The sequence below is a fragment of the Bradyrhizobium sp. SZCCHNS30572 genome, from assembly GCF_032484415.1.
In the GTDB taxonomy this organism is placed as follows: Bacteria; Pseudomonadota; Alphaproteobacteria; order Rhizobiales; family Xanthobacteraceae; genus Bradyrhizobium.
In genome coordinates, this window is record NZ_JAUESY010000005.1 from 496,745 (window position 1) to 508,642 (window position 11,898).

The 11,898-nt window shown below is 65.6% G+C and carries 13 protein-coding genes; 2 read left to right on the forward strand and 11 right to left on the reverse strand.

What is annotated here, in order from left to right; translation table 11 throughout:
* Positions 1-48: 48 nt before the first annotated feature.
* The gene (locus QX048_RS16465) at positions 49-330 is read right to left on the reverse strand and encodes a hypothetical protein (protein ID WP_315715711.1); all 282 of its coding nucleotides are present in this window, start codon (positions 328-330) and stop codon (positions 49-51) included.
* Between the two features lie 244 nt (positions 331-574).
* Between QX048_RS16465 and QX048_RS16470 the strand changes: the two genes are divergently transcribed.
* The gene (locus tag QX048_RS16470) at positions 575-1,060 is read left to right on the forward strand and encodes a cupin domain-containing protein (RefSeq protein WP_409977935.1); all 486 of its coding nucleotides are present in this window, start codon (positions 575-577) and stop codon (positions 1,058-1,060) included.
* Between the two features lie 92 nt (positions 1,061-1,152).
* Positions 1,153-2,382: an MFS transporter gene (locus QX048_RS16475; protein ID WP_315715709.1), complete on the forward strand. Its 1,230-nt coding sequence runs from the start codon at positions 1,153-1,155 to the stop codon at positions 2,380-2,382.
* Here QX048_RS16475 and ccoS read toward each other — a convergent pair.
* The 10 genes from ccoS to QX048_RS16525 all read right to left on the reverse strand — a co-directional run bounded on the left by ccoS (position 2,352) and on the right by QX048_RS16525 (position 11,820).
* Entirely contained in the window at positions 2,352-2,537 is a 186-nt protein-coding gene (gene ccoS / locus QX048_RS16480) for a cbb3-type cytochrome oxidase assembly protein CcoS (protein WP_315715707.1), read from the reverse strand. The genes QX048_RS16475 and ccoS overlap by 31 nt on opposite strands.
* A complete protein-coding gene (locus QX048_RS16485; protein ID WP_316200515.1) occupies positions 2,528-4,729 on the reverse strand; it encodes a cation-translocating P-type ATPase in 2,202 nt (733 codons plus the stop codon). The genes ccoS and QX048_RS16485 overlap by 10 nt, the downstream gene beginning before the upstream one ends.
* A gap of 14 nt (positions 4,730-4,743) precedes the next feature.
* Positions 4,744-5,244 carry a FixH family protein gene (locus QX048_RS16490; RefSeq protein WP_315826421.1) on the reverse strand — a complete coding sequence of 167 codons (501 nt, stop codon included), beginning with the start codon at positions 5,242-5,244 and terminating at the stop codon, positions 4,744-4,746.
* A 17-nt stretch (positions 5,245-5,261) separates the two neighbouring features.
* Positions 5,262-6,743 carry a cytochrome c oxidase accessory protein CcoG gene (gene ccoG / locus QX048_RS16495; RefSeq protein ID WP_316164331.1) on the reverse strand — a complete coding sequence of 494 codons (1,482 nt, stop codon included), beginning with the start codon at positions 6,741-6,743 and terminating at the stop codon, positions 5,262-5,264.
* A gap of 112 nt (positions 6,744-6,855) precedes the next feature.
* The gene (gene ccoP, locus QX048_RS16500) at positions 6,856-7,728 is read right to left on the reverse strand and encodes a cytochrome-c oxidase, cbb3-type subunit III (protein ID WP_316164330.1); all 873 of its coding nucleotides are present in this window, start codon (positions 7,726-7,728) and stop codon (positions 6,856-6,858) included.
* Between the two features lie 6 nt (positions 7,729-7,734).
* The gene (locus QX048_RS16505; protein ID WP_315715702.1) at positions 7,735-7,899 is read right to left on the reverse strand and encodes a cbb3-type cytochrome c oxidase subunit 3; all 165 of its coding nucleotides are present in this window, start codon (positions 7,897-7,899) and stop codon (positions 7,735-7,737) included.
* A 17-nt stretch (positions 7,900-7,916) separates the two neighbouring features.
* Positions 7,917-8,651 (reverse strand): cytochrome-c oxidase, cbb3-type subunit II, encoded by a 735-nt coding sequence (gene ccoO, locus QX048_RS16510; RefSeq protein ID WP_316170621.1) that lies wholly within the window; start codon positions 8,649-8,651, stop codon positions 7,917-7,919.
* Positions 8,652-8,661: 10 nt separating this feature from the next.
* Entirely contained in the window at positions 8,662-10,308 is a 1,647-nt protein-coding gene (gene ccoN / locus QX048_RS16515; protein WP_315715701.1) for a cytochrome-c oxidase, cbb3-type subunit I, read from the reverse strand.
* A 215-nt stretch (positions 10,309-10,523) separates the two neighbouring features.
* The gene (locus QX048_RS16520) at positions 10,524-10,949 is read right to left on the reverse strand and encodes an HPP family protein (protein ID WP_315715700.1); all 426 of its coding nucleotides are present in this window, start codon (positions 10,947-10,949) and stop codon (positions 10,524-10,526) included.
* A 37-nt stretch (positions 10,950-10,986) separates the two neighbouring features.
* A complete protein-coding gene (locus QX048_RS16525) occupies positions 10,987-11,820 on the reverse strand; it encodes a universal stress protein (protein ID WP_315754197.1) in 834 nt (277 codons plus the stop codon).
* Positions 11,821-11,898: the final 78 nt, after the last annotated feature.

Consider the following 11,898-nt stretch of genomic DNA (forward strand, 5'->3'; position numbering starts at 1 on the left):
GTTTCCCGGGCAAGCCGACCACAAGGGCGGCCTGCCCGACTGTCGCGCTCAGGGCCGATAGAAATTGCCGGTGGGATCGAGCATGCCGGACGCCGAATAGAGCTGCCCGTCGCTCATGAAGAAGACGGTGTTGTTCGGCACCTTCCTGGCGTGGCGCATCATGGCCCGATGATTGGCGTCGCCGGCGGCCATCGTCATCATGCTGGTCTTGCCGGCGCTGTAGACATAGGCCATGCCGGGCGCGAGATCGAGGCCGCCTTGCGCGATGGCTGCGGTGGCAGAGACCGCGACCACGGCCGCGGCGATCAAGGTCTTGGACAGGCGGGTCATGGATATCTCCTCCTCATGAATGCTGTCGCCCGTCATCGGGCGTCCGCATTACAAGCGCGACCTGCTCTGCTTGAGAAATGCCGTTGTCCAATCGCGAGGATAGCGTCCGCCTATCGATAGCGGCGGTCTATCGGCTCCAGAGAAAGGATGCATTTCCATCATGTCCCCTGCTCCCCGATGGTGCGCCTCGCGATGCCCGCTGGGCGCGGGCCGCTGTTCCATCAGAGGAGACAATGACATGTTGATGCAGATCGCACCTACACGCGCGCGCCGCCTGAGCGCTGCTTTCGTCCTGGCCGTTGCTACGACGGTGATCGCGGCGTCCGGCGCCCGCGCCGGCGAGTGTCCGGCCGACAAGATCAAGGCCGGCGTACGTGAGAAAGCCGACGTCAAGGCGGTCGGCGTTACCGACGTCACGCTTGGCGCGATCGATCTCGCCAAGCAGCCCGCCAATATCAAGGACCGCGAGTTGCGCTTCCGCAAGCTGACCATCGCGCCCGGCGGCATCGTGCCGTGGCACAGCCATGACGATCGCCCGGCGCTGATCTTCGTTCAGCAGGGCGAGATCATCGAATATGCCAGCAACTGCGCCGAGCCGATCCTGCACAAGGCCGGCGATCTGAGAGCCGAGGTGTTCGGCACGTCGCATTGGTGGAAGAACGACGGCAAGGAGACGGTCATCCTCTATGTCGGCGACGTTCGCAAGGATCCGCACGATCACAACATGTAGATCGCGGGCCTCCGCCAGCCGCCTTCGGATCGCCGCCTTCAGGCAGGCGATCCGGATACGGCCGCGTTGCCTGTGGAGCCGAGGAGATTGCCATGACGGATCTGTCCGCACGGTTGCCGATTGGAGCCGCCGATGTGAATGCACGAAGGGCGGCGCGGCGCGCGGTCCTGGTCGGCCTGCTCGCCTTTTTCAGCCTCGTCGATCTGTTCGCGGCGCAGGCGATGCTGCCGGTCCTCGCGCGCTACTATCAGGTCAGCGCGGCCGAGATGGGGCTTGCCGTCAACGCCTGCACGCTGGGAATGGCGATCGCGAGCCTGGTCATCGGCCTGCTCAGCCCGCTGATCGATCGCCGGATCGGCATCGTCGCCAGCCTTGCCCTGCTCGCCGGCTTCACCGCCTTGCTCGGCAGCGCGCCCGACCTGACGGTGTTCGCAGGCTTGCGCATCCTGCAGGGCCTGTGCATGGCCTCGGCGTTCGCCCTCACCCTTGCCTATCTCGGCGAGCAGTGCACCGCCAGCGAGGCCGGCGGCGCCTTCGCGGCCTATATCACCGGCAACGTCGCCAGCAATCTGGTCGGGCGCCTGCTCTCGGCCGGTCTCACCGGTGCCCTGGGCCTCAAGCCGACCTTCTACGTCTTCGCCGCGCTCAATGTCTGCGGCGCCCTTCTCGCCGCATTCGCGGTCGGAGGCGCGGCCATGCGTGCGCAGGGAACGATGCGGCTGCGCGGCGGGGCCATCGCCGATCACCTGCGCGACCGCCGGCTGCGCGCGGCCTTCGGCGTCGGCTTCTGCGTCCTGTTCGCCTTCATCGGCGCCTTCACCTTCGTGAACTTCGTGCTGGTGCGACCGCCGCTGTCGCTCGGCATGATGGAGGTCGGACTGGTGTATTTCGTCTTCCTGCCCTCGATCGTCACCACGCTGCTCGCCGGCCGGACGGTCGCAAGGATTGGCACACAGGGCGCGATCTGGGGCGCACTCGCAACCGCAGGCCTCGGCCTCGTCCTGATGCTGTCGTCACAGCTCGGGGCGGTGCTCGCCGGCATGGTGCTGGTCGGAGCGGGCACGTTCTTCGCCCAGGCCGTGACCACAGGTTTCGTCGGAAAGACCGCCGCCCACGATCAGGGCGTTGCAAGCGGTCTTTACCTCGCCAGCTATTTCGCCGGCGGCATCATCGGAACGGCCGTGCTCGGCCAGTTGTTCGACCGGTTCGGCTGGACGGCTTGCGTGGCAGGCATCGCCGCCGCGCTCGCGGTCGCGGGATACCTGGCGCGTCGGATGACGCTGCCAGGCGTTCAGGACCGGCTCGGCGCGGCCTCGGGCTGAGCCGGCGGGGCCTGCTCATCGTCGTCGGCGATGGCGCGCCAGGCCGCCCCTTCGAGATCCTCATACTGGCCGCTCTTCAGCGACCAGAGAAAGCCGACCAGGCCGGCAAGGCCGAGCGCCAGAGCGAGCGGGACGAGAATGATCATCACTTCCATGACGCGACCTCCCCGGCCACCTTGCGGGCACGCAGCGCATTCAGCATGACGATGATCGACGAGCCGGACATCGCGGCTGCCGCGATCAGCGGGGTGACGACGCCGCTGATCGCAAGCGGCACCGCCAGGGCGTTATAGCCGACTGCGAGCCACAGATTCTGCCGCATCAGATGCAGCGCCTTGCGCGCGTAGTCGATCGCGGCCAGCACCGGCGCCAGGGGACGACCGAGGAAGACGAGATCGGCGGTGGCCTGGCTCAGATGCGCGGCCGAGATCGGCGACATCGAGACGTGCGCGGCGGCGAGCGACGGCGCGTCGTTCATGCCGTCGCCGACCATCATGACCTTGACGCCCGCGCGCTTCAGCTCCTCGATGCGCGCGATCTTGTCGGCCGGCGTGACGCCGGCGCGCCACTCGACGATGCCGAGCGCCTTGGCGGCCGCAGCCACGGCCGCCTCGCGATCGCCCGAGAGGATCTCGACCTTGATGCCGCGCCGCTGCAGGCCGGCGACGATCTTGGCGGCGTCGGGGCGCAAGCCCTGGCGCACCGAGAACAGGTACTTGCTGTCGCCGCGGCTGAAGGCCACCACCGAGGCCTCGGGATCAACGCTGCCGGTCTGCGCAACCAGCGCCTCGGCGCCGCAGAAGGTTGGACGTCCCAGCCTGATCTCGACGCCGTCGACGACGGCGCGGACACCCTGGCCCGGCTCCTCGACCGCGCCCATCAGCGGCGACCGCGCATTGGCGGCCTGGGCCACCGCCGCGGCCACCGGATGATGGCTCGACAGCGCGAGCTGGCCGGCCAGCGCGAACACATCTGCAGGGATGTCGGCGGCGTTGACGACCTCGAGCTCCGGCAGCGTCAAGGTACCGGTCTTGTCGAAGATGACGTGATCGGCCTCGGCGAGGCGCTCGATCGCATCGCCCGCATTGAGCAGCACGCCGGACTTGAACATCGCGCCCGACGCCACGGTCTGCACGGTCGGAATCGCGAGCCCGAGGGCGCAGGGGCAGGTGATGATCAGCACGGCGATGCCGGTGACGATGGCGTCGTGCCAGCTCGCGCCCATCAGCACCCAGCCGAGCACGGTGAGCGCAGCGGTCGCATGCACCACCGGCGCATACAGCCGCGAGGCGCGGTCGGCGAGGCGCATGTAGCGCGAGCGGGCCTGCAGCGCGTTGTCGAGCAGGCGCGTGATCTCGGCGAGCAAGGTGCCCTCGGCCGCGGCCGACACCCGGACGCGCAGCGTGCCGGAAATGTTGAGCGAACCGGCATAGACCGCGGTGCCCTGCTCGGCCGGCACGTACAGCGTCTCGCCGGTGATCAGGCTCTGGTCGATCTCGGAGCGGCCCTCGACCACGACGCCGTCGACAGCGCAGCGCTCGCCGGGCCGCAGCAGCACGAGATCGCCGGCGCGAACGGCGGCGACCGGTACCTCCGAAATCTCGTCGGGGCCGATGAACTTGGTCGCGGTCTCCGCCTTCAGCGCGGCCAGATTGCCGGCGACGGCGCGAGTCCGCCGCCGCATGTTCTGGTCGAGATAGCGGCCGACCAGCAGGAAGGTCAGCAGCATGATCGCGGCGTCGAAATAGGCGTGCTCGGCGTGGTGGAAGGTCTCGACGACCGACATGCCCAGCGCCAGGATCACGCCGATGCAGATCGGCACGTCCATGTTGACGTTGCCGCTCTTGAGCGCGCGCCATGCCGAACGGAAGAACGGCTGGCCGGCATAGGCCGCGGCCGGCAATGCGATGACGGCCGACAGCCAGTGGAAGAAGTCGCGCTGCTCCGGCAGCATGTCGCTGACATTGCCGGACCACACCGGGATCGACAGCATCATCACGTTCATGGTCGCGAACGCGGCGACGCCGAGACAGCGCAGCAGGAAGCGCGATTCCTCGGCCTCGTTGGCCTCGGCGCTTGCCTTCTCGAACGGATAGGCCTTGTAGCCGAGCTCGGCGAGGCGGTCGATGAACTTGGCCGGATCGAGCGTGCCCTGCTTCCATTCCAGCGCGACGCGGCGGTCGGTCAGGTTGACCCGCGCGAGCGTCACGTCGGGCAGTGCCGAGAGGCCGCGCTCGATCTTGGCCATGCAGCCGGCGCAGCTGACACCCTCGACCGCGAGGTCGATGTGCTTCAGGCCGGCGCCGAGATCCTTGACGTAATGGGAGAAGTCACGCGTCACATGCATGATCGGAAGTCCCTTCAGTTCAGCAGCACGCGGTTCTTCGACATGAACAGGCGGCGGCCGCTGGAATCACCTTCGAGCACGAGGTCCCACTGGCCCGGCGCGATCGCCTCCGCCGTGCCGCGATAGATGCCGATGCCGACCTCGGCGAGGGCGACGTCCTGATCGGCGCGCTTGTCGGCGGGACGCTCGAGCCGGCCCTGGAAGGTCAGGCCCGAGACGGGATTGCCGCTCGCGTCGCGCGCGTTGACCTGCAGGATGGCGGCGCCGCCGGCGCCACGCTCGATATGCGCCTCGACCTGCCACCGCCGCGCCTCCTGGGCGCGCGCCGCCGCGATCTCCTTCTCGTAGCCGAGGCTGGCGCTGTAGGCGCTGTCGACCTCGGTGCCCGGCAGGGTCGAGATCGCCATCTTCATCATGTAGACGTTGACGCCGATCACGGTCCCGAAGAAGGCGAGGAGCATCGCGAGCACCATGCCTCCGGTCAGCTGGAAAGAAGGATTGGAACGGCTGGCCATTGACAGGCTCCTTAGCTCTACGGGCTGACGAAATTGTCGGTGGCGGAGGCGACGACGCCGAGACCGATATCCGTCACATGGAACTTCACTGGGATGGACTTCGCGGGATTGTTCTCCTCGGGAGCGGTCACCAGGAGGCGCAGCTCCTCGGTCTGGTCGCGCCCGATCACGATCATCGGCCGGTCCGGCGTCACCGAATCCGCACCGACGACGTGGACGGTCGAATTGGCAGGCCCCTCGATGTCGATGGCGATGACGCGATCGAAGCCGTGCTTGTTGAGGACGCGCACCGTATAGGCATTGCGGATCGAGCCGTCGGACAGCTTGATCGCGATCGGATTGCGATCGTGCAGCACGTTAACCTCGAGCAGCGACCGGGTCGCGAGCTTGTAGACCATGGCGCCGCCGACCACGGCGATGATCGCGGCATAGACGATGGTCCGCGGGCGCACGAGCTTGTAGATCGGCGGCTTGCCTTCCTGTCGACGATGGATGTTGATGTCGTTGTCATAGCCGATCAGCCGCGTCGGGCGGCCGATCTTGGTCATGACGGTATCGCAGGCGTCGATGCAGAGGCCGCACTGGATGCAATCCATCTGGGCGCCGTCGCGGATGTCGATGCCGGTCGGGCACACCGCCACGCATTGCTTGCAATCGATGCAGTCGCCGGCCGGCTGGCCGAGCGCGCGCAATTCGGCGGCCTTCTTGACCGACATGCGGCTCTCGCCGCGGTCATAGCGGTAGGTGACGTTGAGCGCCCATTCGTCGGTCAGCGCCGCCTGGATGCGCGGCCACGGGCACATATAAACGCAGACCTGCTCGCGCATGAAGCCGGCGAGCGTGTAGGTCGTCGCGGTCAGGATCGCGATCCAGACATAGGCGAGCATCGGCCCCTGGAAGGTGATGAGATCCTTCACGAGCGTCGGCGCATCGCTGAAATACAGCACCCAGGCGCCGCCGGTCCACCACGCGATCATCAGCCAGATCGAATGCTTGAGCACGAGCTCCGAAATCCGCTCCAGCTTCATCGGGTCGCCGGAGGCATCCTTCTTCATGCGCTCCCGCCGGTCACCCTCGATCAGGCGCTCGACGGCATAGAACAGGTCGGTCCACACCGTCTGAGGGCACAGATAGCCGCACCAGATACGGCCGCCGATCGCGTTCATCAGGAACAGGCCGATGGCGGCGATGATCAGGAGGCCGGTGAAGTAGTACACCTCCTGCGGCCACAGCTCGATGAAGAAGAAATAGAAGCGGTGGTTCGAGAAGTCGATCAGCACCGCCTGGTCGGGCGCGCCGAGGCCGCGATTCCAGCGCACGAACGGCAGGAAATAATAGACGCCGAGGCAGAAGCCCATCAGGCCCCATTTGATCCGGCGGAAAGTGCCCGAGACGCTCTGCGGATAGACCTTCTTGTGCGCAGCATAGAGCGGACCGTAATCGTCCACGGGCTGCAGGTCCTGAGGCTTCAGGTCGTCCGGTCTTACCGTCTGGTTCATGGCTGGCGGATCATGGCTGGGGGTCTTCTCGCAGTTGCGGCCGAAGGTATGTCCACCTCCGGCCGCTCAGTTGATCCAGCTCAATCGAAGGGAAAGTTCCGTTGGATTTCCGTTACTTTCCGCCACCGAGCGAGTGGACATAGACCGCCATCGCCTTGATCGTGGTCGGGTCGAGACGGCCCTCCCAGGCCGGCATGACACCGGCGCGACCATTGGTGATGGTCTCGATCAAGGTCGCCTCGTCGGAGCCGTACAGCCAGATCTTGTCCGTGAGGTTCGGCGCGCCGAGCTCCGGATTGCCCTTGGCGTTGTCGCCATGGCAGGCCACGCAGTTCTCGGCGAAGACCTTGGCGCCGGCCTTGGCGTCATAACCCGGCCGGGTCGGCAGGCCCGCCAGCTCGCGGACGTAGTTGGCGACCGTGACGATCTCCGCCGGCTTCAGGACACCGTCCTTGCCGAAGGCGAGCATCTGGCCCTCGCGCGTCTTCGGGTGACCCGAGCGCACGCCGTACAGCAGGGTCTGCTGGATCTGCTCCAGCGAGCCGCCCCACAGCCAGTCGTCGTCGTTCAGGTTCGGGAAGCCCTTGGCGCCGGCCGCGCCGGTCCCGTGGCAGGCGGCGCAGTTGTCGCCGAACACGGTCTTGCCCTTGGCACGCGCCAGGGCCAGCATCGCCGGATCCTTCTCGATGTCGGCGAGCGAGGCGGTCGCGAGCGCCGCCATCTTGGCGCCGCGGATCTTCTCGAGATTGGCAAGCTCGACCCCCACGTCCGCACGGGACGAGTAGCCGAACAGGCCCTGAGTGTTGCTGGAGATGGTCGGCCAGGCCGGATACACGATCCAGTAGCCGATCGCCCAGACGATGGTGATGTAGAAGGTGATCACCCACCACCGCGGCAGCGGGGTGTTGAGCTCCTTGATGCCGTCCCAGGCGTGGCCGGTGGTGGGGGTGCCGGAGACACTGTCGACTTCGGTATGGTCAGCCATGATGAATTAATCCTCCCGCAACGGCATGCTCGCCGCCTCGTCGAAAGCGGCCTTGTTGCGAGGCCAGAGGGCATAGGTCACGATCGCGATGAAGATCGCGACGAAGATCGGGGTCCACAGCGTCGTCACGAGTGACGACGCGATGTTTTCGACTGCAATGATGGGCTTCATGATGTTCGCCTCTGATCTCAGCGCAGATTGGCTTTTTCGTTGTAGATCTTGAAGTCGACCAAGGTGCCGAGCATTTGCAGGTACGCTACCAGCGCATCCATCTCGGTCGGCGCACCCGCCTTGCCGTCGAAGTTGCGCACCACCGCCTTCGGATAGCGTTTGGTGAGCGCCTCGGCACCGGCACCATCCGGATCGACCTGCGCCTTGAGGTCGGCGGCGGCGTTGGCGATCTGGTCGTCGGTGTAGGGCACACCCACCGCCCGCAGCGTCTTCAGGTGATCGGCGACGTTGTCGGCGTTCAGCTCGGCCTCCTTCAGGAAGGGATAGCCGGGCATGATCGATTGCGGGACGATGGCGCGCGGGTTGGTCAGGTGGGTGACATGCCAGTCGTCGGAGTACTTGTTGCCGACGCGGGCGAGGTCAGGACCCGTACGCTTGGAGCCCCACTGGAACGGATGGTCGTACATGCTCTCCGCGGCGAGCGAGAAGTGGCCGTAGCGTTCCACTTCGTCGCGCAGCGGACGAACCATCTGCGAATGGCAGAGATAGCAGCCCTCGCGGACGTAGATGTTGCGGCCGGCCAGCTCGAGCGGCGTATAGGGACGCACGCCGTCGACCGCCTCGATCGTGCTCTTCAGGTAGAAGAGCGGAGTGATCTCGACGAGGCCGCCGATCGCGATCACCAGCAGGATGCCGATGACCAGGATGATCGAGTTCTTCTCGAAGACTTGGTGTCGTTGCCAGAAAGACATGGTTGATACCTCACTCCGCCGGCTGAAGGGCGACGGGCGACTGAACTTCTTCCTCACCGACACGGACCGTCATCCAGAGATTGTAGGCCATGATGAGTGAGCCGATCAGGAACAGCGCGCCACCGGCGGCACGGATGATGTAGAAGGGGTGCATCGCCTCGACGGTCTCGATGAACGAGTATTCGAGGAAGCCGAGCGCCGTGTAGGACCGCCACATCAGACCCTGCAGGATGCCCGAGACCCACATCGCGGAGATGTAGAGCACGATGCCCAGCGTGGCCGTCCAGAAGTGCCAGTTCACGAGCTTGAGGCTATAGAGACCCTTGCGGTTCCAGATCCACGGCACCAGGCAGTACAGCGCGCCGAAGGAGACGAAGCCGACCCAGCCGAGCGCACCGGAGTGCACGTGACCGATGGTCCAGTCGGTGTAGTGGCTGAGCGAGTTGACCACCTTGATCGACATCATCGGACCTTCGAAGGTCGACATGCCGTAGAAGGCGACCGAGACGACCAGCATGCGCAGCACGGGGTCCGTCCGCAGCTTGTCCCACGCTCCCGACAGGGTCATCAGGCCGTTGATCATGCCGCCCCAGGAGGGCATCCACAGCATGATCGAGAAGGTCATGCCCAGGGTCTGCGTCCAGTCCGGCAGCGCCGTATAGTGCAGATGGTGCGGGCCGGCCCAGATGTAGAGGAAGATCAGCGCCCAGAAGTGGATGATCGACAGCCGATACGAGTAGATCGGACGCTCAGCCCGCTTCGGGATGAAGTAGTACATGATGGCCAGGAAGCCGGCGGTCAGGAAGAAGCCGACCGCGTTGTGGCCGTACCACCACTGGAACATCGCATCCTGCACGCCACCCCAGGCGATGTAGGACTTGGAGCCGAACAGCGACACCGGAAGCGCCGGATTGTTGCCGAGGTGCAGAACCGCGATCGTGACGATGAAGGCAAGATAGAACCAGTTCGCCACGAAGATGTGCGGCTCCTTGCGCTTGATGATCGTCGTCAGGAAGACCAGCAGGTAGACCACCCAGACGATCGTCAGCCAAAGATCCGAGTACCATTCGGGCTCGGCGTACTCCTTGCCCTCGGTGACACCGAGCAGATAGCCCGTGCCCGCGATCAGGATGAAGAAGTTGTAGCCGATCACCACGAACCAGGGCGCGAGATCACCGGCGAGACGCACGCGGCAGGTCCGCTGCACGACGTAGAACGACGTCGCCAGCAGCACGTTGCCGCCGAAGGCGAAGATCACCGCCGAGGTATGCAGCGGCCGCAGGCGGCCGAAGCTGGTCCATGGCAGGTCGAAGTTCAGCGCGGGCCAGGCCAGTTGCGAGGCGATGATGAGGCCGACCGTGAAGCCGGCGATGCCCCAGAACATCGACATGAACGAGGCGAACTTGATCGGACCGAGATTGTAGTTCGGCCGACCATTGATCTCCTGCGGAGGCAGCTCGCGGCGCTCGAAGTAGCGGTTGAGGATGAAGAAGACGGACGCCGCGCTGGCGGCAGCCGCGAGCGAGGCGTGGAACGCGAAGGCCGTATCCAGTGCCTTCGCCGCAGCGAAGACGCACAGGAAGGCGGTGACGGCAAAAGTGAGCGACAAGCCACTTTCGCCGATGGTCATGGATTTTGTGGATGAGGACGCGCTCATGCGGAATCTCGCTGAAAGAACACGAGCCCAGCAACCACAATCGTTCACACGTGGAATTGATCGAAATCAACTTTGCGACCAGTTCGCCGGTAAACAGGCAGAGTGTTGCACGACGACGCGGTTTCGCTCGCAGACACGGCGACGGCCGGCATGCAGCGATGCATGCCGGCCGTCATTAGACGTTCGTAGCAGGCTTCGGACTCAGCGCGCCGCGCTCAATCCTTGGCGGCAGCCGCCAGCGCTCGCACGATGTCCTCGCGCGCCACGATCCCGACCACGCGGTTGTCGGCATCGGTCACGGGAAGGCTGCGGATGCGATGCTCGACCATCAGTTGCAGCACGCGCGTCAGCTTCGTATCCGGCCTGACGTAGATGAACTCGGACGTCATCACGTCGGCGACCGTCCGGTTCATCAGGTCGCTGTAGCGCGGCAGCATCTGATTCGGCGTAAAGGCAAAGCATTTCAGCACGTCGAACTTGGTGACGATGCCGATCACCTCGTCGTTCTCGACGACGGGGTAGGTGTTGAAATCGTCGCGGTCGAACATCTCGCCGAGCTCGCGGATCGTCGTCTCCCGGGTCACGGTCGTGACGTTCCGCGTCATGTAGTTGCCGGCGGTTTCCTCGAGAAATCTGTACAAGGCGGCAATCCTGTTCTCGAATGGAGCGGGTCGAATTTCAGTGCGACAGCAGAACGCAACGCTCGCTGCGCGTCATCAGATGCTCGGTGACCCCGCCGAGCACGAGCTCGCGGAATCGGGAATGGCCATAGGCGCCCGCCACGACGAGACCGGCCGAAACATCGGCGGCGACGGCGTCGAGCGTAGCCGCAACGTTGCGCCCCTGCCCCGGTTCCGCGACGCGCGCCGATGCGACGATCTTGTGACGGCCGAGCCATGCGACGACGTCCGCAAGATGCGCCGCGCAGGCGTCATATTCCGAGGCGGTTTCCGGGATCTCGGCGACCACGACGCCGCTCGCCTTGGCGAGCAGCGGCAGGGCATCGGTCAAAGCGCGGCGCGCCTCCGGTGTCTCCTTCCAGGCCACCAGCACGGTCCCGAGATCGAGGCTGCTGACGTTGTCCGGCACCACGAGCAGCGGGCGCCCGGCCTGCATGACGAGATCCTTGGGATTGGCGACCGCGAACGCATCGGACACCCCGGGCGGCACGCCGCCGGTGACGAGAATGTCGGCGGCACGGGCCTGCGCCAGCACGTAGCGCGCGGGGAAATCCACGGCGCTGCGCCAGCTCAACGACGCAGCCCGGTCACCCACTGCGGTGCGGAACTGCTGCTCGAGCTCGGCCAGTCGATTCCGCAGCGCGGCCTCACCCTGCTCGATCAGATCCTGCGCCTGCTCGCCGGTCGTGAAATACAGCGGCGGCGCGAATTCCGCGGCCGCCACGCCGATGACACCTGCGTCAAAGCGCGCCGCCAAGTCGGCCGCGACCTGAAGGCGGGCCTCATTCGGCTGACTGAGCGCAAGGCTCACCATGACAGTCGCGAACGTCATCCCGCCTCTCCAAACATTGCTTCCATGCAGCTCTTAGAGGTGAAATCACCTGCCGTGATGAGATAGATCAAGGTGCGG